This window comes from Escherichia sp. E4742 (genome assembly GCF_005843885.1).
Taxonomy (GTDB): Bacteria; Pseudomonadota; Gammaproteobacteria; order Enterobacterales; family Enterobacteriaceae; genus Escherichia.
The window spans coordinates 3,078,639-3,102,020 of sequence record NZ_CP040443.1; the positions used below are offsets into that span (position 1 = coordinate 3,078,639).

At 52.3% G+C, this 23,382-nt stretch carries 18 protein-coding genes; 9 read left to right on the forward strand and 9 right to left on the reverse strand.

Translation table 11 applies throughout. The features are described from left to right. The first annotated feature begins 47 nt into the window (after window positions 1–47). Window positions 48–446 (forward strand): 8-oxo-dGTP diphosphatase MutT, encoded by a 399-nt coding sequence (gene mutT, locus FEM44_RS14980; protein ID WP_135523782.1) that lies wholly within the window; start codon window positions 48–50, stop codon window positions 444–446. Window positions 447–535: 89 nt separating this feature from the next. Here the strand turns inward: mutT and yacG are convergent, their stop codons facing one another. Genes yacG through coaE form a run of 3 tightly spaced genes read right to left on the reverse strand, consistent with a single transcriptional unit; the run spans window position 536 to window position 2,106 of the window. Next, on the reverse strand, window positions 536–733 hold the full coding sequence (gene yacG, locus FEM44_RS14985) for a DNA gyrase inhibitor YacG (RefSeq protein WP_135523783.1): 198 nt from the start codon (window positions 731–733) through the stop codon (window positions 536–538). 9 nt (window positions 734–742) lie between these two features. Then, window positions 743–1,486 carry a cell division protein ZapD gene (zapD, locus tag FEM44_RS14990; RefSeq protein ID WP_130217398.1) on the reverse strand — a complete coding sequence of 248 codons (744 nt, stop codon included), beginning with the start codon at window positions 1,484–1,486 and terminating at the stop codon, window positions 743–745. Further along, on the reverse strand, window positions 1,486–2,106 hold the full coding sequence (gene coaE / locus FEM44_RS14995; protein WP_130221628.1) for a dephospho-CoA kinase: 621 nt from the start codon (window positions 2,104–2,106) through the stop codon (window positions 1,486–1,488). The genes zapD and coaE overlap by 1 nt, the downstream gene beginning before the upstream one ends. Before the next feature lie 224 nt (window positions 2,107–2,330). Here coaE and guaC point away from each other — a divergent pair, with 224 nt between their 5' ends. Next, window positions 2,331–3,374 carry a GMP reductase gene (gene guaC / locus FEM44_RS15000; protein ID WP_130204936.1) on the forward strand — a complete coding sequence of 348 codons (1,044 nt, stop codon included), beginning with the start codon at window positions 2,331–2,333 and terminating at the stop codon, window positions 3,372–3,374. Window positions 3,375–3,408: 34 nt separating this feature from the next. Here the strand turns inward: guaC and hofC are convergent, their stop codons facing one another. The 4 genes from hofC to nadC form a co-directional block, all read right to left on the reverse strand. Then, entirely contained in the window at window positions 3,409–4,611 is a 1,203-nt protein-coding gene (gene hofC / locus FEM44_RS15005) for a protein transport protein HofC (RefSeq protein ID WP_138159064.1), read from the reverse strand. After that, window positions 4,601–5,986, reverse strand: a complete 1,386-nt coding sequence (gene gspE, locus FEM44_RS15010; protein ID WP_135523784.1) for a type II secretion system protein GspE — start codon at window positions 5,984–5,986, stop codon at window positions 4,601–4,603. The genes hofC and gspE overlap by 11 nt, the downstream gene beginning before the upstream one ends. A 9-nt stretch (window positions 5,987–5,995) precedes the next feature. Further along, window positions 5,996–6,436 (reverse strand): prepilin peptidase-dependent pilin, encoded by a 441-nt coding sequence (ppdD, locus tag FEM44_RS15015; RefSeq protein ID WP_135523785.1) that lies wholly within the window; start codon window positions 6,434–6,436, stop codon window positions 5,996–5,998. Window positions 6,437–6,638: 202 nt separating this feature from the next. Beyond that, a complete protein-coding gene (gene nadC / locus FEM44_RS15020; protein WP_135523786.1) occupies window positions 6,639–7,532 on the reverse strand; it encodes a carboxylating nicotinate-nucleotide diphosphorylase in 894 nt (297 codons plus the stop codon). A gap of 87 nt (window positions 7,533–7,619) precedes the next feature. Between nadC and ampD the strand changes: the two genes are divergently transcribed. Then, the gene (gene ampD, locus FEM44_RS15025) at window positions 7,620–8,171 is read left to right on the forward strand and encodes a 1,6-anhydro-N-acetylmuramyl-L-alanine amidase AmpD (protein ID WP_130217390.1); all 552 of its coding nucleotides are present in this window, start codon (window positions 7,620–7,622) and stop codon (window positions 8,169–8,171) included. Continuing rightward, window positions 8,168–9,022, forward strand: a complete 855-nt coding sequence (gene ampE, locus FEM44_RS15030; RefSeq protein WP_000171986.1) for a beta-lactamase regulator AmpE — start codon at window positions 8,168–8,170, stop codon at window positions 9,020–9,022. Before ampD ends, ampE begins: the two co-directional genes overlap by 4 nt. Before the next feature lie 42 nt (window positions 9,023–9,064). Here the strand turns inward: ampE and aroP are convergent, their stop codons facing one another. After that, window positions 9,065–10,438 carry an aromatic amino acid transporter AroP gene (gene aroP / locus FEM44_RS15035; protein ID WP_165383142.1) on the reverse strand — a complete coding sequence of 458 codons (1,374 nt, stop codon included), beginning with the start codon at window positions 10,436–10,438 and terminating at the stop codon, window positions 9,065–9,067. Window positions 10,439–10,978: 540 nt separating this feature from the next. Between aroP and pdhR the strand changes: the two genes are divergently transcribed. The 4 genes from pdhR to lpdA all read left to right on the forward strand — a co-directional run bounded on the left by pdhR (window position 10,979) and on the right by lpdA (window position 18,223). Beyond that, the gene (gene pdhR / locus FEM44_RS15040; RefSeq protein ID WP_000331776.1) at window positions 10,979–11,743 is read left to right on the forward strand and encodes a pyruvate dehydrogenase complex transcriptional repressor PdhR; all 765 of its coding nucleotides are present in this window, start codon (window positions 10,979–10,981) and stop codon (window positions 11,741–11,743) included. Window positions 11,744–11,903: 160 nt separating this feature from the next. After that, complete coding sequence (gene aceE / locus FEM44_RS15045; protein WP_000003821.1) at window positions 11,904–14,567, forward strand: pyruvate dehydrogenase (acetyl-transferring), homodimeric type; 2,664 nt, start codon at window positions 11,904–11,906, stop codon at window positions 14,565–14,567. A gap of 14 nt (window positions 14,568–14,581) precedes the next feature. After that, window positions 14,582–16,474 (forward strand): pyruvate dehydrogenase complex dihydrolipoyllysine-residue acetyltransferase, encoded by a 1,893-nt coding sequence (gene aceF, locus FEM44_RS15050; protein WP_000963518.1) that lies wholly within the window; start codon window positions 14,582–14,584, stop codon window positions 16,472–16,474. A gap of 324 nt (window positions 16,475–16,798) precedes the next feature. Then, a complete protein-coding gene (gene lpdA / locus FEM44_RS15055; RefSeq protein ID WP_000102484.1) occupies window positions 16,799–18,223 on the forward strand; it encodes a dihydrolipoyl dehydrogenase in 1,425 nt (474 codons plus the stop codon). Between the two features lie 242 nt (window positions 18,224–18,465). Here the strand turns inward: lpdA and FEM44_RS15060 are convergent, their stop codons facing one another. Continuing rightward, window positions 18,466–20,319 (reverse strand): DUF3300 domain-containing protein, encoded by a 1,854-nt coding sequence (locus tag FEM44_RS15060; protein ID WP_138159066.1) that lies wholly within the window; start codon window positions 20,317–20,319, stop codon window positions 18,466–18,468. Window positions 20,320–20,672: 353 nt separating this feature from the next. Between FEM44_RS15060 and acnB the strand changes: the two genes are divergently transcribed. Continuing rightward, the gene (gene acnB / locus FEM44_RS15065; protein WP_135523788.1) at window positions 20,673–23,270 is read left to right on the forward strand and encodes a bifunctional aconitate hydratase 2/2-methylisocitrate dehydratase; all 2,598 of its coding nucleotides are present in this window, start codon (window positions 20,673–20,675) and stop codon (window positions 23,268–23,270) included. Window positions 23,271–23,382: the final 112 nt, after the last annotated feature.

The window sequence follows — 23,382 nt, forward strand, 5'->3', positions numbered from 1 at the left end:
GACATAAAAGGCGCAGGATTCTGCGCCTTTTTTATAGGTTTAAGACAATGAAAAAGCTGCAAATTGCGGTAGGTATTATTCGCAATAAAAACAACGAAATTTTTATCACTCGTCGTGCCGCAGATGCCCATATGGCGAATAAGCTGGAGTTTCCTGGCGGTAAAATTGAAATGGGTGAAACGCCGGAACAAGCGGTGGTGCGTGAACTTCAGGAAGAGGTCGGAATTACCCCGCAACATTTTTATCTATTTGAAAAACTGGAATATGAATTCCCGGACAGGCATATCACTCTGTGGTTCTGGCTGGTCGAAAGCTGGGAAGGGGAGCCGTGGGGGAAAGAGGGACAGCCCGGTGAGTGGATGGCGCTGGCCAGCCTCAATGCAGAAGATTTTCCGCCAGCCAATGAACCGGTAATTGCGAAGCTTAAGTGTCTGGAGGTCGGATAAGGCGTTTACGCCGCATCCGACATTTACACAAGATGCCTGATGCGACGCTGGCGCGTCTTATCAGGCCTACGTGCGGCATCAGACAAATGTCACTGCTTTGGCTCTTCGCTCCAGTCATCGATCTCAGAAAGATCGCCACTGCTGGAGATTCGTTTTTCTTCAGCAGCCCATTCTCCGAGGTCGATCAACTGGCAGCGTTTGGAACAAAATGGCCGAAATGGGCTGACTTCACCCCACACCACCGTTTTCCCGCAGGTGGGGCAATTCACCGTAATAGTTTCTGACATTTTTACTCCTTAGCAACAGGCCAGTTCGAAATCCAGACGTTCCGGTACTTGTCCATTTTCACTGTCCAGCGGCATAAAGCGAATGGCAAAACGGCTCTTATGACCGGATATTTGCGGGTAAAGCTGTGAATCGAGTGCCAGATTCAGGCGTAACAAATCGGCGTCTTCGCCGTTATCCTGATAAAAACCGTTCAGACTGGTCAGTTTGCGGAACGGTGCCGACTGGCGAATCAAATCCAACACCATTGTAAGTGCCTGTGTCAGCGGGCTCAGGCTGGCAATCCAGGTTTCTACCTGACTGTCGCGCTGCGACTGGGGTAAATGCAACCAGATATGCAACGTAGGTAAATCAAAGCTGCAACAACCGCCGGGAATGCTCAGACGCTGACGCACCAGGGCAATCATCCTGTCTTCACGCAGAAATTGCCCGATACGCGGCGCGGAAATCAGCACGCTACCTGCGGCCTTCAACTGCTGAATTAATGCTTCAATACGGGTCTGGTCCACGCCAGGCACACCAATCCAGGTCTGGAGTTTACGCTGTTGACGTTCCAGCTCTTTCAGTAGTTCGGTACGAACTTCTCCACGCTCGAACACATCCAGCAATTCACTAACATTACGGAAGAAATGCAGAGCACCAGCGTAGTCAGCAATAGGCAAATTTACGGTGAGTTGTTGAATTAAAAACTCAATGCGCAGCCATGTACGCATTTTTTCATTTAGTGGATGTTCAAAAAGGACCTGGGTCTGCATTAAGTTTTTTCCTGTGAGACAAACTGCGACGCGAGCTGCAAATAGTGTGCGTGCAGGCGGGCAACATCTGATGCAATAGCATCCGGTGTGCCGTTATTATCAATGACGTCATCAGCCACCGCAAGACGGGCTTCGCGCGTTGCCTGGGCAGCAAGAATTTGTTCGACATGCTCGCGAGTAACATCATCGCGCTGCATGGTGCGCTTAAGCTGCGTTTCTGGGCTGACATCCACCACCAGCACTCGATTCGCTTTTTTATACAGTGAGTTTTCTACCAGCAATGGCACAACCCATAACACATAAGGTGAAGTTGCTTGCTGGATCTGGCGTTGCGTCTCCTGCTGAATCAGAGGATGCAGCAGGGCATTAAGCCAGTTTTTCTCTTCTGGATAGGCAAAGATCCGCTCGCGCAAGGCGCGACGTTGCAATGTTCCATCAGCAGCAATCATATCCGCGCCAAAGTGTTCAGCAATGGCACGCAGTGCAGGTGTACCCGGTTCAACCACCTGACGCGCAATAATATCGGCATCAATGACATTAATTCCGAGGTCAGCAAATGCATTTGCAACGGTACTCTTGCCACTGCCAATGCCGCCTGTTAAGGCAACTGTATACCTCATAATCTATATTCCTGGGAATTCATCATGATTATCAAAATGTTAATAAAGAGCGCGCGAAAGCGAAATTGATGAAACGTTCGCCCACTATTTACCAGGTAAATTTATGGGATTGTAGCGTAAAAAAAGACAATTTCGCAGTCTTGCGCCATATCGATTAGTGCGTATGATAGCGTCACTGGAGTTGCGCTCTTACCCTTATAGCCATTAACCCCAGGAATCTGCACATGCGTATCGAAGAAGATCTGAAGTTAGGTTTTAAAGACGTCCTCATCCGCCCTAAACGCTCTACTCTTAAAAGCCGTTCCGATGTTGAACTGGAACGTCAATTCACCTTCAAACATTCAGGTCAAAGCTGGTCCGGCGTGCCGATTATCGCCGCAAATATGGACACCGTAGGCACTTTTAGTATGGCTACGGCACTGGCTTCTTTCGATATTTTGACCGCTGTACATAAACATTACTCTGTTGAAGAGTGGCAAGCGTTTATCAATAATTCTTCTGCTGATGTGCTGAAACATGTGATGGTTTCTACCGGCACGTCGGATGCCGATTTCGAAAAAACCAAACAAATTCTCGACCTGAACCCGGCATTAAACTTCGTTTGTATTGATGTTGCGAATGGATATTCCGAGCACTTCGTGCAGTTTGTTGCGAAGGCGCGTGAAGCGTGGCCGACCAAAACTATTTGTGCAGGCAATGTGGTAACTGGCGAAATGTGTGAGGAGCTTATCCTCTCCGGTGCCGATATCGTTAAAGTTGGCATTGGTCCTGGCTCTGTTTGTACAACTCGCGTGAAAACGGGCGTTGGTTATCCTCAGCTTTCTGCGGTGATCGAATGCGCCGATGCCGCGCACGGTCTGGGCGGGATGATCGTCAGCGATGGCGGCTGTACCACACCGGGCGATGTGGCTAAAGCTTTTGGTGGCGGTGCCGATTTCGTAATGCTTGGCGGAATGCTGGCTGGTCACGAAGAGAGCGGCGGCCGTATTGTTGAAGAGAACGGTGAGAAATTTATGCTGTTCTACGGTATGAGCTCCGAGTCTGCGATGAAACGTCACGTTGGCGGCGTTGCGGAATATCGCGCTGCAGAAGGTAAAACCGTTAAGCTTCCTCTGCGCGGTCCGGTTGAAAATACCGCGCGTGATATTTTAGGCGGTCTGCGTTCAGCCTGCACTTACGTTGGGGCTTCACGCCTGAAAGAGCTGACCAAACGCACCACGTTTATCCGCGTACTGGAACAAGAAAACCGCATCTTCAATAATCTGTAATCACCCAATGCTGGCGTGGAGCAACACGCCAGCATTATCCCACCCCACTCATCGCATCGCCCAGATGGAAAATTGGCAGATACATTGCCACCACCAACGTACCGATAATTCCTCCAGTAATGACCAGCAACGCCGGTTCCAGTAAGGCGGCAAGGTTATCTGCCAGCGCCAGCGTGTTATCCCGATGATGATGGGCAAGATTCTCCAGCATGAGATCCAGCGACCCGGATGTCTCTCCTGTCCTCACTAACTGCAAACAGAGCGGGCTAAACTCCCCCGCATTTTTTAGCGCCAGCCAGATGGGGTGACCGTTACTGATATCATGCTGAATTTGTGTCAGAAGTTGCGCCCAGTACGGGCAGCGCATCGTCTCCCTGACGCTCTCCACTCCCTGCAAAAAAGTAATCCCTGCACTTTGTGTCAGCGCCAGAATCGTAAAGATCTGCGTGAGTTTTTGTCCCCGCATCAGGGCTCCCATTATCGGGATGCGTAATAACCATTTCTGCCGCGCAATAAGCCAGGTAGGGCGACGCATCAGCAGTTTGTTGGCTATCGCCAGCAGAAATCCGAGCACTATCAGCAGCCAGCCCCATTTGCCACTAAAGTCTGCCAGCGTCATGATCCCCTGCGTTAGCGCCGGTAGTGGGGTGTTGAAGGTCTTATAGATAGCGGCAAACTCCGGCAGCACAAAATGCAGCATTGCCACAACTACCATGATTGCCATTGCTAAAATGATGATGGGATAACGCAACGCTGATTTCACTTTGTCGGCCAACTGGCGCTGGGCTTTTTGCTGACGTGCCAGTTCAAAGCAGCATTCATCCAGCTTACCGGTCACTTCCCCCGTGCGGATCATCGACTGGTAAAGCGGCGGAAAAACCTCTGACCAGGGCGATAAGGCCCTGGAAAAGGCCACGCCCTGTTCGAGATCGTGAGCCAGCGATTGCAACAATGCCTGCCATTGCTTACTTGGATGCTGTTCCGCCAGCAGTGCCAGCCCTTCAGAAAGCGTTAACCCGGCTTTGAGTAGCGTCGCCAGTTGATGAATGACTTCCGCGCTTTTATCTCCTCGCCAATGCGCAGAATTGATAGCGATTCGCTTCAGGCTTAGTGGGGTAACCCTTTGCTGCTGTAGAGCCAAAAGTAGCAAAGTACGGCTCTCAGACCATTGCATCCCATCTTGCGCATTGCCGTCGCCGGTTATGCCATGCCATCGCCAGAGTTGCTTATTCGCCATGTGGCATCCCCAGCACGCGGATTAACTCTTCAAAGGTGGTTAAGCCTTGTTCCACGGCCAGGCAGCCGTTTTCAAAAAGTGTGCGCATACCTGTCCGCCTGGCGTGCGTTTCCAGCGATTCAACTTCAGTATTAGAGGAAATAAGCTGGCGTATGGCTGGTGTAATGGGCAGGACTTCAAACAAGGCGGTACGACCATAAAAACCGTGGTAGCAATGTTCACAACCCGGTGCCAGCCAGCGGGACAGAGGAGATGACCATACATTGTCCGGAAGGCGGATCGGTTCCCCTTGCCGCTGGCGGCAATGCGGACAAAGTTTACGTACCAGGCGCTGGGCTATTACCAGAGTGAGGGCCGACGAGAGCATCCAGCGAGCAACGCCCATTTGCTGTAAACGCACCAACGTTTCGCAGGTGGAGTTGGTGTGTAGCGTGGACAATACCAGATGACCCGTTTGCGCGGCTTTAATGGCAATTTCTGCCGTTTCGCCATCGCGGATCTCTCCGATCATGATGACGTCAGGATCCTGGCGCAATAACGCACGCAAAACGCTCTGAAAGGTGAGTCCGGCACGCGGATGGATTTGTGTCTGGTTTAGCCCGGCGATGGGGATCTCAACCGGATCTTCCACGCTGCAAATATTAATATCGGCGGTATTCAGCGTTTGCAGTGCGCTATACAGCGTGACTGTTTTGCCGCTGCCGGTAGGGCCAGTTACCAGCACCAGTCCCTGTGGTTGCTGCAAGGCGTGGGTAAAGTCCGTCAGTTGTGATGGTTGCATTCCCAGCGTGTTGACATCCAGCGCCTGGTCCACCTGCTGTAACAATCGTAATACTACCTTTTCACCGCCGCGACATGGCAAGGTAGCAATACGAAATGAGACAGCGTTCCCTGCCAGTTCGACAGTGAATTGCCCGTCCTGCGGCAGGCGATGTTCCGCAATATCCAGGCTTCCCAGCACTTTTAACCTGGCGGTTAAAGCGACTCCGGCATCCAGTGAAACATCAGGTAAAGGATGCAGCACGCCGTCGATACGCAAGCGGATGTGATAGCTATTGTCCGCTGGTTCGATATGAATATCTGATGCGCGTTGTTCCAGTGCAGATTGCAACGTATGAGCCAGCAATTCTGCTTTAGGCTGATGTTTCTCCTGAACGGCTACGGGCAATGTCTGTTGTGTGCGACTGGTGTGACCTTCCATTTGTTGGCGCGTCCAGCAGGTGATCTCAATACGTTTGGTGGTAGCGAAATGCAATGCGTCCAGCAACTCATGTGAGGGGGCATCGACCACTGCAACATGAACCACTTCTTCGCTGGCATCCAGTAAGACCCCCTGGTAACGCAAACACAGGGCGGTGAGCTGTGAAATATTCATCGCCGCTCCTTAGTTGGCGTCATCAAAGCGGAAGACATCTTCGCAGGCTTGCTGCAATGCGCTGTCACTTTGAATATTGCAGTTGCGCGTCCAGCCGGTGACACCGTTAGCGTTATCCCAACCGGGTGTCATAACGATGCTTAGCCCATTGAGACTCTCTTGCCCGGTCAGTGACACCACGCCCTTTGCCACACTCATGGCTGAAACATAGCGGGTGGTGGTAGGCGAGGGGATGCCATTGCTGCCGGCGTCGCAAGTGTCCAGTCCGCCATGTTCCAGTGCGCACAATTCTACGGCGGTACGGTAAGGCACAAAGGTTTGTAGCATGTCGGTAAGTGCGGCTTTGCGCAGGTAGTTTTGATAAGCGGGAATACCAATGGCGCTTAAAATGGCAATGATGCCAATAACCACCATCAGTTCGATAAGTGTAAAACCGCGTTGCTTGTCCATCTGTTTCGCTCCTTGATTTGGTTGGCGCTACTTTGGCAAACGCCATCAGCACAGGCGAGGGGCAAAAAACGAAACGGGAAGGCGGCTTCCGAGGTTTTTTATTACGTTGCAGCGAAAGACAAGAAATTTGCGAGGCGTTACGAAGAAAATTGGGGAAGGGGAGATTATCCGCCCGCGATGGAGCGGATAAATCTGTCAGCAATTAGCGAAAACGCATTGAAAGGTCGAGTGCCTGTACGTGTTTAGTTAGCGCACCGACGGAGATAAAGTCCACGCCCGTTTCAGCAAACTCGCGCAGCGTTTTGTCGGTGACGTTGCCAGACACTTCCAGCAGGGCTTTGCCGTTGGTGCGTTTAACGGCTTTGCGCATCTGTTCTGTGTCGAAGTTATCCAGCATGATGATATCGGCACCTGCTTTCAGTGCTTCATCAAGTTCTTCCAGATTCTCGACTTCAACTTCTACTGGCGCATCCGGGTGCAGCCAGGACGCTTTTTCGACCGCCTGGCGCACTGAGCCGGAGGCAATAATATGGTTTTCTTTGATCAGGAAAGCGTCAGAAAGCCCCAGACGATGGTTAGCCCCGCCGCCGCAAAGCACCGCGTATTTCAGGGCAGAACGCAGGCCGGGTAAGGTTTTTCGCGTATCCAGCAACTGCGTATCGGTGCCTTCCAGCAACTCAACATAGTGGCGAACCTTACTGGCTACGCCAGAAAGAGTTTGTACAAAATTAAGCGCAGTACGTTCGCCGGTTAACAGCACGCGAGATGGGCCTTCGAGTTCGAAAAGGAGTTGATTCGCGTTAATGACATCACCGTCATCCACATGCCAGGTAATGGTGACATCGTCGCCTGCCAGTTGAATAAACACTTCTTCAACCCAGCGTTTACCACAAAATACGCCATCTTCGCGGGTGATCACCGTGGCATGAGAGCGTGAATTTTCCGGTAAAAGTTTTGCCGTAATGTCGTTGTTGGCATCGACTGTTCCGCCTAAATCTTCTCGCAGCGCCTGGGCCACCGCGCCGGGGATATCGAGATTAATGCGTTCCAGCAGCTCGTCACGTCGGGTGTCAGGGTTATAGCGGCGAGGCGGCATGTTAAAACTCCAGATAGCTAACGAATCATAAGGTAGAAACATGCTACTCTGAACCGGGTATTAGCACCACATATAAGGAGATCCTGCATGTTGTTAGAACAGGGGTGGCTGGTCGGCGCACGTCGCGTTCCCTCACCACATTACGATTGTCGCCCGGATGACGAAACTCCCACCTTGCTGGTGGTGCACAATATTAGCCTGCCGCCAGGCGAGTTTGGCGGTCCGTGGATTGATGCATTATTCACCGGAACTATTGATCCGCAGGCACATCCCTTCTTTGCAGAGATTGCCCATTTGCGCGTCTCCGCTCACTGTTTGATTCGCCGTGATGGTGAAATTGTCCAGTATGTTCCTTTCGATAAACGCGCCTGGCATGCGGGTGTTTCCATGTATCAGGGGCGCGAACGCTGTAATGATTTCTCCATTGGGATTGAGCTGGAAGGCACTGATACGCTGGCTTATACCGATGCGCAGTATCAGCAACTGGCGGCGGTTACGCGGGCGCTGATTCATCGCTATCCAGCCATTGCCAGTAATATGACGGGCCATTGTGATATTGCGCCGGATCGGAAAACCGATCCCGGTCCTGCCTTTGATTGGGCACGGTTTCGCGCCCTGGTCAGCAAGGAGACAACATGACGCTGTTTACAACCTTACTGGTGTTAATTTTCGAGCGCCTGTTTAAGTTGGGCGAGCACTGGCAGCTTGATCACCGCCTCGAGGCGTTTTTCCGTCGGGTGAAACATTTCTCGCTGGGGCGCACATTAGGAATGACCATTATCGCGATGGGGGCGACCTTTTTACTGTTGCGCGCGTTGCATGGGCTATTGTTCAACGTCCCGACGCTGGTGGTGTGGCTGTTGATTGGTTTGTTGTGTATTGGCGCAGGAAAAGTTCGTCTCCATTATCATGCTTATCTGACCGCAGCTTCTCGTAACGACAGCCATGCCCGTTCCACGATGGCTGGCGAGTTAACCATGATTCATGGCGTCCCCGCAGGCTGCGATGAGCGTGAGTTTTTGCGTGAACTGCAAAATGCCCTGCTGTGGATTAACTTTCGTTTTTACCTTGCGCCACTGTTCTGGCTAATTGTAGGCGGTATCTGGGGACCCGTTACCCTGATGGGCTATGCATTCTTGCGCGCATGGCAATACTGGCTGGCGCGCTACCAGACGCCGCATCATCGTTTACAGTCGGGGGTTGATGCCGTGCTTCACGTAGTGGATTGGGTGCCAGTTCGCCTTGCGGGCGTAGTTTATGCCTTGATTGGTCACGGTGAGAAAGCGTTACCAGCATGGTTTGCTTCACTGACCGATTTCCATACATCGCAATACCAGGTGTTAACGCGTCTGGCACAGTTCTCACTGGCGCGTGAACCGCATGTTGATAAGGTTGAGACACCGAAAGCAGCGGTTTCAATGGCGAAGAAAACCTCGTTCGTGGTTGTGGTGGTGATTGCTCTACTGACGATTTACGGGACATTGGTGTAAATATTGCCGCCCTCACCCAGAACGGGTGAGGGCGTAGAGAGATTAATGTGCTTTTACGGCTTTTGCGGTTTTCTCTTTGAACAGATAACCGATACCTAACACAACCAGCCATACCGGGATCAGGTAAACCGAGATCGCCATTCCCGGCGTCATCAGCATTATCACCAGTACCGCCGCCATAAACAGCAGGCAGATCCAGTTACCCAGCGGATAGAGCAGGGCAGGGAAACGAGTTGCCACACCTTGTTCTTGCTTAGCGCGACGGAACTTCATATGTGCCAGGCTAATCATCGCCCAGTTAATAACCAGTGCAGAAACCACAAGCGCCATTAACAGTCCGAAAGCGGACTCTGGGGCAAGGTAGTTAATCAGTACGCACAATGCCGTAACCAGCGCAGATACCAGAATGGTATTTACTGGTACGCCGCGTTTATCGACGGAAGCGAGCATTTTCGGTGCGTTACCCTGTTGTGCCAGACCGAACAGCATACGGCTGTTGCAATATACGCAGCTGTTGTACACGGAGAGCGCAGCCGTCAGTACCACGATGTTCAGCGCATTTGCCACAAAGGTATCGCCTAACTCGTGGAAGATCAGCACAAACGGGCTGGTGTCAGCGGTAACCCGTGTCCACGGCATCAGTGAGAGCAGAACGGCTAACGAACCAATGTAGAAAATCAGGATGCGGTAGATAACCTGATTAGTTGCTTTCGGGATGCTTTGCTCCGGGTTATCAGCTTCTGCAGCGGTGATCCCCACCAGTTCCAGACCACCGAACGAGAACATGATAATCGCCATCATCATCACCAGCCCGGTGAAGCCGTGCGGCAGGAAGCCACCTTGAGCCCACAGGTTGCTAACAGTCGCCTGCGGGCCGCCGTTGCCGCTGAATAGCAGCCAGCCGCCGAAGATGATCATTGCTACCACCGCGATAACTTTGATAATGGCAAACCAGAACTCCATCTCACCAAACACTTTAACGTTAGTCAGGTTGATGGCGTTAATCACCACAAAGAATACGGCGGCAGAAGCCCAGGTGGGGATTTCCGGATACCAGAACTGAATGTATTTGCCGACAGCCGTAAGTTCTGCCATGGCAACTAAAACGTACAGTACCCAATAGTTCCAGCCAGAAGCGAATCCGGCAAAGCTGCCCCAGTATTTATAAGCAAAGTGGCTGAAGGAGCCTGCGACAGGTTCTTCGACCACCATTTCACCTAGCTGACGCATGATCAGAAAGGCGATAAAACCAGCAATGGCATAACCCAGGATAATCCCTGGCCCTGCGGACTGAATTACGGAGGCGCTACCCAGGAATAGCCCTGTCCCTATCGCGCCACCCAGCGCGATAAGCTGAATATGGCGGTTTTTAAGGCCGCGCTTTAGCTGCTCGCCGTGCTGTTGACCTTCCATCATGAAACCTCGTGCGGTGATTGTTTTTTTGATCTACGCAATGATGCGTGTGTAAGTTTGCAATTCCGTTTGTTGTATTAATTTGTTTACATCAAAGACGTTTTAATTGTTACAAAAAGACTTCCGTCAGATCAAGAATAATGGTATGCGGAAGCGAATGCACCCGCTTTATGCATGGTTGAAGATGAGTTGCTTAAAAAGGAACCGTTTGTAAAGATCAGCCTCAAATCCGCCCAATATATAAAGTGAATATAAATTCATTATTTCTGAATTAAAAACCGATAAATTGGTAAGTGAATCGGTTCAATTCGGATTTTTATAGTTTAATAATCGTTAAAAAACCCCTTTCCTACGTAAAGTCTAGATTTGTGTATAGTTACAACTTTGAAACGTTATATATGTCAAGTTGTTAAAATGTGCACAGTTTCATGATTTCAATCAAAACCTGTATGGACATAAGGTGAATACTTTGTTACTTTAGCGTCACAGACATGAAATTGGTAAGACCAATTGACTTCGGCAAGTGGCTTAAGACAGGAACTCATGGCCTACAGCAAAATCCGCCAACCAAAACTCTCCGATGTGATTGAGCAGCAACTGGAGTTTTTGATCCTCGAAGGAACACTTCGTCCGGGCGAAAAACTCCCACCGGAACGCGAACTGGCAAAACAGTTCGACGTCTCCCGTCCCTCATTGCGTGAGGCGATTCAACGCCTCGAAGCGAAGGGCTTGTTGCTTCGTCGCCAGGGTGGCGGCACGTTTGTTCAGAGCAGCCTCTGGCAAAGCTTCAGCGATCCGCTGGTGGAGCTGCTCTCCGACCATCCTGAATCACAGTATGACTTGCTCGAAACACGACACGCCCTGGAAGGTATCGCCGCTTATTACGCCGCGCTGCGTAGTACCGATGAAGACAAGGAACGCATCCGTGAACTCCACCACGCCATAGAACTGGCGCAGCAGTCTGGCGATCTGGACGCGGAATCAAATGCCGTACTCCAGTATCAGATTGCCGTCACCGAAGCGGCCCACAATGTGGTTTTGCTTCATCTGCTAAGGTGTATGGAGCCGATGTTGGCCCAGAATGTCCGTCAGAACTTCGAATTGCTCTATTCGCGTCGCGAGATGCTGCCGCTGGTGAGTAGTCACCGTACCCGCATATTCGAAGCGATTATGGCCGGTAAGCCGGAAGAAGCGCGCGAAGCATCGCATCGCCATCTGGCCTTTATCGAAGAAATTTTGCTCGACAGAAGCCGTGAAGAGAGTCGCCGTGAGCGTTCTCTGCGCCGTCTGGAGCAACGAAAGAATTAGTGATTTTTCTGGTAAAAATTATCCAGAAGATGTTGTAAATCAAGCGCATATAAAAGCGCGGCAACTAAACGTAGAACCTGTCTTATTGAGCTTTCCGGCGAGAGTTCAATGGGACAGGTTCCAGAAAACTCAACGTTATTAGATAGATAAGGAATAACCCATGTCAGAACGTTTCCCAAATGACGTGGATCCGATCGAAACTCGCGACTGGCTCCAGGCGATCGAATCGGTCATCCGTGAAGAAGGTGTTGAGCGTGCTCAGTATCTGATCGACCAACTGCTTGCTGAAGCCCGCAAAGGCGGAGTCAACGTAGCCGCAGGCACCGGTATCAGCAACTACATCAACACCATCCCCGTTGAAGAACAACCGGAGTATCCGGGTAATCTGGAACTGGAACGCCGTATTCGTTCAGCTATCCGCTGGAACGCCATCATGACGGTTCTGCGTGCGTCGAAAAAAGACCTCGAACTGGGCGGCCACATGGCGTCCTTCCAGTCTTCCGCGACCATTTATGATGTGTGCTTTAACCACTTCTTCCGTGCACGCAACGAGCAGGATGGCGGCGACCTGGTTTACTTCCAGGGCCACATCTCTCCGGGCGTTTACGCACGTGCTTTCCTGGAAGGCCGTCTGACTCAGGAGCAGCTGGATAACTTCCGTCAGGAAGTTCACGGCAATGGCCTCTCTTCCTATCCGCACCCGAAACTGATGCCGGAATTCTGGCAGTTCCCGACCGTATCTATGGGTCTGGGTCCGATTGGTGCTATTTACCAGGCAAAATTCCTGAAATATCTGGAACACCGTGGCCTGAAAGATACCTCTAAACAAACCGTTTACGCGTTCCTCGGCGACGGTGAAATGGACGAACCGGAATCCAAAGGTGCGATCACCATCGCTACCCGTGAAAAACTGGATAACCTGGTCTTCGTTATCAACTGTAACCTGCAGCGTCTTGACGGCCCGGTCACCGGTAACGGCAAGATCATCAACGAACTGGAAGGCATCTTCGAAGGTGCTGGCTGGAACGTGATCAAAGTGATGTGGGGTAGCCGTTGGGATGAACTGCTGCGTAAAGATACCAGCGGTAAACTGATCCAGCTGATGAACGAAACCGTTGACGGCGACTACCAGACCTTCAAATCGAAAGATGGTGCGTACGTTCGTGAACACTTCTTCGGTAAATATCCTGAAACCGCAGCACTGGTTGCAGACTGGACTGACGAGCAGATCTGGGCACTGAACCGTGGTGGTCACGATCCGAAGAAAATCTACGCTGCATTCAAGAAAGCGCAGGAAACCAAAGGCAAAGCGACAGTAATCCTTGCTCATACCATTAAAGGTTACGGCATGGGCGACGCGGCTGAAGGTAAAAACATCGCGCACCAGGTTAAGAAAATGAACATGGACGGCGTGCGTCACATCCGCGACCGTTTCAATGTGCCGGTGTCTGATGCAGATATCGAAAAACTGCCGTACATCACCTTCCCGGAAGGTTCTGAAGAGCATACCTATCTGCACGCTCAGCGTCAGAAACTGCACGGTTATCTGCCAAGCCGCCAGCCGAACTTCACCGAGAAGCTGGAGCTGCCGAGCCTGCAAGACTTCGGCGCGCTGCTGGAAGAGCAGAGCAAAGAGATCTCTACCACAATCGCTTTCGTTCGTGCCCTGAACGTAATGCTGAAGAACAAGTCGATCAAAGATCGTCTGGTACCGATCATCGCCGACGAAGCGCGTACTTTCGGTATGGAAGGTCTGTTCCGTCAGATTGGTATTTACAGCCCGAACGGTCAGCAGTACACCCCGCAGGACCGCGAGCAGGTTGCTTACTATAAAGAAGACGAGAAAGGTCAGATTCTGCAGGAAGGGATCAACGAGCTGGGCGCAGGTTGTTCCTGGCTGGCAGCGGCGACCTCTTACAGCACCAACAATCTGCCGATGATTCCGTTCTACATCTATTACTCGATGTTCGGCTTCCAGCGTATCGGCGATCTGTGCTGGGCGGCTGGCGACCAGCAAGCGCGTGGCTTCCTGATCGGCGGTACTTCCGGTCGTACCACCCTGAACGGTGAAGGTCTGCAGCACGAAGATGGTCACAGCCACATTCAGTCGCTGACTATCCCGAACTGTATCTCTTACGACCCGGCTTACGCTTACGAAGTTGCTGTCATCATGCATGACGGTCTGGAACGTATGTACGGTGAAAAACAAGAGAACGTTTACTACTACATCACTACGCTGAACGAAAACTACCACATGCCGGCAATGCCGGAAGGTGCTGAGGAAGGTATCCGTAAAGGTATCTACAAACTCGAAACCATTGAAGGTAGCAAAGGTAAAGTTCAGCTGCTGGGCTCCGGTTCTATCCTGCGTCACGTCCGTGAAGCGGCAGAGATCTTGGCGAAAGATTACGGCGTAGGTTCTGACGTTTATAGCGTGACCTCCTTCACCGAACTGGCGCGTGATGGTCAGGATTGTGAACGCTGGAACATGCTGCACCCGCTGGAAACTCCGCGCGTTCCGTACATTGCTCAGGTGATGAACGACGCTCCGGCAGTGGCATCTACCGACTATATGAAACTGTTCGCTGAGCAGGTCCGTACTTACGTACCGGCTGACGACTACCGCGTCCTGGGTACTGATGGCTTCGGTCGTTCCGACAGCCGTGAGAACCTGCGTCACCACTTCGAAGTTGATGCTTCCTACGTGGTTGTAGCGGCGCTGGGCGAACTGGCTAAACGTGGCGAAATCGATAAGAAAGTGGTTGCTGACGCAATCGCCAAATTCAACATCGATGCAGAAAAAGTTAACCCGCGTCTGGCGTAAGAGGTAAAAGAATAATGGCTATCGAAATCAAAGTACCGGACATCGGGGCTGATGAAGTTGAAATCACCGAGATCCTGGTCAAAGTGGGCGACAAAGTTGAAGCCGAACAGTCGCTGATCACCGTAGAAGGCGACAAAGCCTCTATGGAAGTTCCGTCTCCGCAGGCGGGTATCGTTAAAGAGATCAAAGTCTCTGTTGGCGATAAAACCCAGACCGGCGCACTGATTATGATTTTCGATTCCGCCGACGGTGCAGCTGACGCTGCACCTGCTCAGGCAGAAGAGAAGAAAGAAGCTGCTCCGGCAGCAGCACCAGCGGCTGCAGCGGCAAAAGACGTTAACGTTCCGGATATCGGCAGCGACGAAGTTGAAGTGACCGAAATCCTGGTGAAAGTGGGCGATAAAGTTGAAGCTGAGCAGTCGCTGATCACCGTAGAAGGCGATAAAGCTTCTATGGAAGTTCCGGCTCCGTTTGCTGGCACCGTGAAAGAGATCAAAGTGAACGTGGGTGACAAAGTGTCTACCGGCTCGCTGATTATGGTCTTCGAAGTCGCGGGTGAAGCAGGCGCGGCAGCTCCGGCGGCTAAACAGGAAGCGGCTCCGGCAGCAGCCCCTGCACCAGCGGCTGGCGTGAAAGAAGTTAACGTTCCGGATATCGGCGGTGACGAAGTTGAAGTGACCGAAGTGATGGTGAAAGTGGGCGACAAAGTTGCCGCTGAACAGTCACTGATCACCGTAGAAGGCGACAAAGCCTCTATGGAAGTTCCGGCTCCGTTCGCGGGCGTCGTGAAGGAACTGAAAGTCAACGTTGGCGATAAAGTGAAAACTGGTTCGCTGATTATGATCTTCGAAGTTGAAGGCGCAGCGCCTGCGGCAGCTCCTGCGAAACAGGAAGCGGCAGCCCCGGCTCCGGCAGCAAAAGCTGAAGCCCCGGCAGCAGCACCGGCTGCGAAAGCCGAAGGCAAATCTGAATTTGCTGAAAACGACGCTTACGTTCACGCGACTCCGCTGATCCGCCGTCTGGCACGCGAATTTGGCGTTAACCTGGCGAAAGTGAAGGGCACAGGCCGTAAAGGTCGTATCCTGCGCGAAGACGTTCAGGCTTACGTGAAAGAAGCTATCAAACGTGCAGAAGCGGCTCCGGCGGCGACTGGCGGCGGTATCCCGGGCATGCTGCCGTGGCCGAAGGTGGACTTCAGCAAGTTTGGTGAAATCGAAGAAGTGGAACTGGGCCGCATTCAGAAAATCTCTGGTGCTAACCTGAGCCGTAACTGGGTGATGATCCCGCACGTTACCCACTTCGACAAAACTGATATCACCGAGCTGGAAGCGTTCCGTAAACAGCAGAATGAAGAAGCAGCGAAACGTAAGCTGGATGTGAAGATAACCCCAGTTGTCTTCATCATGAAAGCCGTTGCTGCGGCACTTGAGCAGATGCCTCGCTTCAACAGTTCGCTGTCGGAAGACGGTCAGCGTCTGACCCTGAAGAAATACATCAACATCGGTGTGGCGGTAGATACCCCGAACGGTTTGGTTGTTCCGGTATTCAAAGACGTCAACAAGAAAGGCATCATCGAGCTGTCTCGCGAGCTGATGACTATTTCTAAGAAAGCGCGTGACGGTAAGCTGACTGCGGGCGAAATGCAGGGCGGTTGCTTTACCATCTCCAGCATCGGCGGCCTGGGTACTACCCACTTCGCGCCGATTGTGAACGCGCCGGAAGTGGCTATCCTCGGCGTTTCCAAGTCCGCGATGGAGCCGGTGTGGAATGGTAAAGAGTTCGTGCCGCGTCTGATGCTGCCGATTTCTCTCTCCTTCGACCACCGCGTGATCGACGGTGCTGATGGTGCCCGTTTCATTACCATCATTAACAACACGCTGTCTGACATTCGCCGTCTGGTGATGTAAATAAAAGAGCCGGCCCAACGGCCGGCTTTTTTCTGGTAATCTCATGAATGTATTGAGATTATTAGCCAATAGACAAATCGGTTGCCGTTTGTTGTTTAAAAATTGTTAACAATTTTGTAAAATACCGACGGATAGAACGACCCGGTGGTGGTTAGGGTATTACTTCACATACCCTATGGATTTCTGGGTGCAGCAAGGTAGCAAGCGCCAGAATCCCCAGGAGCTTACATAAGTAAGTGACTGGGGTGAGGGCGTGAAGCTAACGCCGCTGCGGCCTGAAAGACGACGGGTATGACCGCCGGAGATAAATATATAGAGGTCATGATGAGTACTGAAATCAAAACTCAGGTCGTGGTACTTGGGGCAGGCCCCGCAGGTTACTCTGCTGCCTTCCGTTGCGCTGATTTAGGTCTGGAAACCGTAATCGTAGAACGTTACAACACCCTCGGCGGTGTTTGCCTGAACGTCGGCTGTATCCCTTCTAAAGCACTGCTGCACGTAGCAAAAGTTATCGAAGAAGCCAAAGCTCTGGCTGAACACGGTATCGTCTTCGGCGAACCGAAAACCGATATCGACAAGATTCGTACCTGGAAAGAGAAAGTGATCAATCAGCTGACCGGTGGTCTGGCTGGTATGGCGAAAGGCCGCAAAGTCAAAGTGGTCAACGGTCTGGGTAAATTCACCGGGGCGAACACCCTGGAAGTTGAAGGTGAGAACGGTAAAACCGTGATCAACTTCGACAACGCGATCATTGCAGCGGGTTCTCGTCCGATCCAACTGCCGTTTATTCCGCATGAAGATCCGCGTATCTGGGACTCTACTGACGCGCTGGAACTGAAAGAAGTACCAGAACGCCTGCTGGTAATGGGTGGCGGTATCATCGGTCTGGAAATGGGTACCGTATACCACGCGTTGGGTTCACAGATTGACGTGGTTGAAATGTTCGACCAGGTTATCCCGGCAGCGGACAAAGACATCGTTAAAGTCTTCACCAAGCGTATCAGCAAGAAATTCAACCTGATGCTGGAAACCAAAGTTACCGCCGTTGAAGCGAAAGAAGACGGTATTTATGTGACGATGGAAGGCAAAAAAGCACCAGCTGAACCGCAGCGTTACGACGCCGTGCTGGTAGCGATTGGTCGTGTGCCGAACGGTAAAAACCTCGACGCAGGCAAAGCTGGCGTGGAAGTGGACGACCGTGGTTTCATCCGCGTTGACAAACAGCTGCGTACCAACGTGCCGCACATCTTTGCTATCGGCGATATCGTCGGTCAGCCGATGCTGGCACACAAAGGTGTTCACGAAGGTCACGTTGCCGCTGAAGTTATCGCCGGTAAAAAACACTACTTCGATCCGAAAGTTATCCCGTCTATCGCCTATACCGAACCAGAAGTTGCATGGGTAGGTCTGACTGAGAAAGAAGCGAAAGAGAAAGGCATCAGCTACGAAACCGCCACCTTCCCGTGGGCTGCTTCTGGTCGTGCTATCGCTTCCGACTGCGCAGACGGTATGACCAAGCTGATTTTCGACAAAGAATCTCACCGTGTTATCGGTGGTGCAATTGTCGGTACTAACGGCGGTGAGCTGCTGGGTGAAATCGGTCTGGCAATCGAAATGGGTTGTGACGCTGAAGACATCGCGCTGACCATCCACGCGCACCCGACTTTGCACGAGTCTGTGGGGCTGGCGGCAGAAATATTCGAAGGTAGCATTACCGACCTGCCGAACCCGAAAGCGAAGAAGAAGTAATTCTTCGTGTGCCGGAACATCCGGCAAATTAAGAAGCGGCTATTCTGGCCGCTTCAGATTGTTGACAAAGTGCTCGTTGTTGATGCCGGATGCGGCGTAAACGCCTTATTCGACCTACAAAATCATGCAAATTCAATATATTGCAGGAGCTATGTAGGCCCGATAAACTTGCGTATCGGGCAATTCGATGTTTGTCATCAGTCTTAAGCGGCTAACTACGCCGCTTTTTTTATGCCTGCAATTTACCTTTCCAGTCTCCTTGCTCCACGCTCAGACAACCGTTCGCGTACCGCTGACCGTTGCTCATTATTCAATCGGGCAGTATGGTTACTGTCGTTTAGACGCTGCGGGCGGCTCTCCTGAACTTTCTCTCGAAAAACCTGACGCTGCTCAGGCGAGGCAGACTGGATACGCTGACGCGCTGCCTCTCTTCGCTGCTGGTTCTGCGGGTTAGTCTGCATTTTCTCGCGTACCGCCTGACGCTGTTCAGGAGACGCGGACTGAATACGCTCACGCGCTGCATCTCTTCGCTGCTGGTTCTGCGGGTTAGTCTGTATTTTCTCGCGGGCCGCCTGGCGCTGCTCAGGTGAGGCAGACTGGATACGCTGGCGCGCCGCCTCTCTTCGCTGCTGGTTCTGTGGGGTAGTCTGCATTTTCTCGCGAGCCGCCTGGCGCTGCTCAGGTGAGGCAGACTGATAACGCTGGCGAGCGATATCCTTTTGCTGCTGAGTCAGTGGCTGGCGACGGCTAAATTCGCGAAAATCTTCATAATTGCCGTAGTGTTCCGCTTCATTAAACCGCTGTGCTGCAGCCTGACGTTGCGTATCTCGCGTAGTGACTGATGCTGCGTGTGTTCGTTGCTGAAACTGGCTTGCTGCCGCCTGACGCTGGCTGTCGCGTGTTGGAGCAGGTAGCGGCGTGGCGCTCATTCCGCCTTTAACATCGGTTTGGTGAAACCGTTTTGCCATATCCTGATCATGATAAGGCACACCATCGCGGTAATTCGGATTGTGCCGCCATGCCATATTCTTGTCAGTAAGATGCTCACCAGTAATGCGGTTGAAATTGTTGACGTCGATATTGATGTTGTCGCCGTTGTGTTGCCAGCTATTACCGTCACGATGACCGCCATCGTGGTGATTATAATCATCATCGTCATGATGATGATGGTCATGATCGTCGTCATCCCAGTCGATGCTGCTGAATAACGCGTATGTAGTGGCGACGCCCATGCTGTAGCCGAAACCGCGCACAAAGCTGTCAACAAACGGTTCTCCGGCTGGCGGCGGCAGGTAAACCGGCGGATACGCGGAATTGGCCCAGTTCCCGTAAACCACGGTCGGGTTGTAGTTGGGAATATAAACCACATCCGGATTGGTTGGTTCGATAGTTATTACGGTTGGTGCAGGCTCTGCAATGACGGGGCTGGCTGTTGAAACGGTATTGGATGGTATGACGGGAGCCGTGACAGCCTGTTTTACCGGTACAGCTTTCTTCGTTGTCGTAATGACTTTCTGTTCGGTTGATGACTTCAGCGATCCGGTTTGTTGCGCCAGTTGACGCAAACGCTGTACCGAGTCCATTACATCCTGCGGCTGTGCCAGAAACGCATCGCCGAGGTTTTGTACCCACTGCGGGTTTTCGCCCATCAATGCCATCAGCTGTGGAAACGCCACCAGTGATTTGACGCTGGCATCCCACGGCTGGTCGGATACTGCCTGAATCGCCGCATCGCCTTGCTTGAGAGGATTATCGTGCGACCATTGCACTGCTTGCGCAACGTTTGCCGGATAGGTCGAGGCCATCAGCACTTGCGAAAGCAGGGCGTCGGGATACAGCGCGACAGGCGCGACCCATTGATCAATTTGCGCAGTGCTGAAGGCAGATTTGATGACGGCGGGCGTTACTGGCGGTGCGGAAACCGTTGCAGGAAGCGTAACTGCGGTGATGTCAGGCGCAGCCAGTTGTGTCGATTGCGGTTCTGCAGGCGCTTCCACTGCGCGGCTTTTTATATATAGCCCGGCAGAGGCAGCACATAGTCCGGCACTGCAAATTAGCGCCAGCACATGGGGTTTAAACGGCAAAGTCATTTTCATAATTCGGATCTCAAGGAAATCGCAATGGTCGGCGAACTGCCACCCGCAGGTGCTGTGAATCCGAGTATAAAGAGGCGGTAGTTTAAATTTTGACTAATCTTGGGATTCGTTGAGAAAGGTGATTATCACCATGCGAATTAACGAAGTTTTTACGGAGGGAAACAATCTCTAGACCATCCTTAACGATTCAGCCACTTTTTATGTTGCTTTTTTGTAAACAGATTAACAGATCGTCAAAATCCTGCTATTCTGCCCGTTGCGGTACTGGGCATTTACCCTACAAACTGCTGTCTCACAGGAGCGTGAAGAGAATCGCCTGCCGCACTATGACAATGAGAGCGAGGAGAACCGTCGTGCTAGAAGAATACCGTAAGCACGTAGCTGAGCGTGCCGCTGAGGGGATTGCGCCCAAACCCCTGGATGCAAACCAAATGGCCGCGCTTGTAGAGCTGCTGAAAAACCCGCCCGCGGGCGAAGAAGAATTCCTGTTAGATCTGTTAACCAACCGTGTTCCCCCTGGCGTCGATGAAGCCGCCTATGTAAAAGCAGGCTTCCTGGCTGCTGTCGCGAAAGGCGAAGCCAAATCCCCACTGCTGACTCCAGAAAAAGCCATCGAACTGCTGGGCACCATGCAGGGTGGTTACAACATTCATCCGCTGATCGACGCGCTGGACGATGCCAAACTGGCGCCAATTGCCGCCAAAGCACTGTCTCATACGCTGCTGATGTTCGATAACTTCTATGACGTAGAAGAAAAAGCCAAAGCAGGCAATAAATACGCGAAGCAGGTCATGCAGTCCTGGGCGGATGCCGAATGGTTCCTGAATCGCCCGGCGCTGGCTGAAAAACTGACCGTTACCGTCTTCAAAGTAACTGGCGAAACCAACACCGATGACCTTTCTCCGGCACCGGATGCGTGGTCGCGCCCGGATATCCCATTGCACGCGCTGGCGATGCTGAAAAACGCCCGTGAAGGTATTGAGCCAGACCAGCCCGGTGTTGTTGGTCCGATCAAACAGATCGAAGCTCTGCAACAGAAAGGTTTCCCGCTGGCTTACGTCGGTGACGTAGTGGGGACTGGTTCTTCGCGTAAATCTGCCACTAACTCCGTACTGTGGTTTATGGGCGATGATATTCCACATGTGCCGAACAAACGCGGTGGCGGTCTGTGCCTCGGCGGCAAAATCGCTCCTATCTTCTTTAACACGATGGAAGATGCCGGTGCGCTGCCAATTGAAGTGGACGTTTCCAACCTGAATATGGGCGACGTCATTGACGTTTACCCGTACAAAGGTGAAGTGCGTAATCACGAAACCAACGAACTGCTGGCGACCTTCGAACTGAAAACCGACGTGCTGATTGATGAAGTGCGTGCGGGCGGTCGTATTCCGCTGATTATCGGTCGCGGCCTGACCACCAAAGCGCGTGAAGCACTTGGCCTGCCGCAGAGTGATGTCTTCCGTCAGGCGAAAGATGTCGCTGAAAGCGATCGCGGCTTCTCGCTGGCGCAGAAAATGGTTGGCCGTGCCTGTGGCGTGAAAGGCATCCGTCCGGGCGCTTACTGCGAACCGAAAATGACCTCTGTAGGTTCCCAGGACACCACCGGCCCAATGACCCGTGATGAACTGAAAGACCTGGCGTGCCTGGGCTTCTCGGCTGACCTGGTGATGCAGTCTTTCTGTCACACAGCTGCGTATCCGAAACCAGTTGACGTTAACACACACCACACGCTGCCGGACTTCATTATGAACCGTGGCGGTGTGTCGCTGCGTCCGGGTGACGGCGTAATCCACTCCTGGCTGAACCGTATGCTGCTGCCGGATACCGTGGGTACTGGCGGTGACTCTCATACCCGTTTCCCTATCGGTATCTCTTTCCCTGCGGGTTCTGGTCTGGTGGCGTTTGCTGCCGCAACTGGCGTCATGCCGCTGGATATGCCGGAATCCGTTCTGGTGCGCTTCAAAGGCAAAATGCAGCCGGGTATCACCCTGCGCGATCTGGTACACGCCATTCCGCTGTATGCGATCAAACAAGGTCTGCTGACCGTTGAGAAGAAAGGCAAGAAAAACATCTTCTCTGGCCGCATTCTGGAAATCGAAGGTCTGCCGGATCTGAAAGTTGAGCAGGCATTTGAGCTGACCGATGCGTCCGCCGAGCGTTCCGCTGCCGGTTGTACCATTAAGCTGAACAAAGAGCCGATTATCGAATACCTGAACTCCAACATCGTTCTGCTGAAGTGGATGATCGCGGAAGGTTACGGCGATCGTCGTACTCTGGAACGTCGTATTCAGGGCATGGAAAAATGGCTGGCGAATCCTGAGCTGCTGGAAGCCGATGCGGATGCGGAATACGCGGCAGTGATCGACATCGATCTGGCTGATATCAAAGAGCCAATCCTCTGTGCACCGAACGATCCGGACGACGCACGTCCGCTGTCTTCGGTACAGGGCGAGAAAATCGACGAAGTGTTTATCGGTTCCTGCATGACCAACATCGGTCACTTCCGTGCTGCTGGTAAACTGCTGGATGCGCACAAAGGTCAGTTGCCGACCCGCCTGTGGGTGGCACCGCCAACCCGTATGGACGCCGCGCAGCTGACCGAAGAAGGCTACTACAGCGTCTTCGGTAAGAGCGGTGCGCGTATCGAGATCCCGGGCTGTTCCCTGTGTATGGGTAACCAGGCGCGTGTGGCGGACGGTGCGACGGTGGTTTCCACTTCTACCCGTAACTTCCCGAACCGTCTGGGTACTGGTGCGAACGTCTTCCTGGCTTCTGCGGAGCTGGCCGCTGTCGCGGCACTTCTTGGCAAACTGCCAACGCCGGAAGAGTACCAGACCTACGTTGCGCAGGTGGATAAAACTGCCATTGATACTTACCGTTATCTGAACTTCAACCAGCTTTCTCAGTACACCGAAAAAGCGGATGGGGTGATTTTCCAGACTGCGGTTTAAGGTTGTAGCCTGTTGTGAAAAGCCACTTCTTTTGGGAAGTGGCTTTTTTTTGCCGGAATATCTGACGAGCAACTCAGTAACGTTAATTCTCAGAACTCGCACTCTTTTCCTT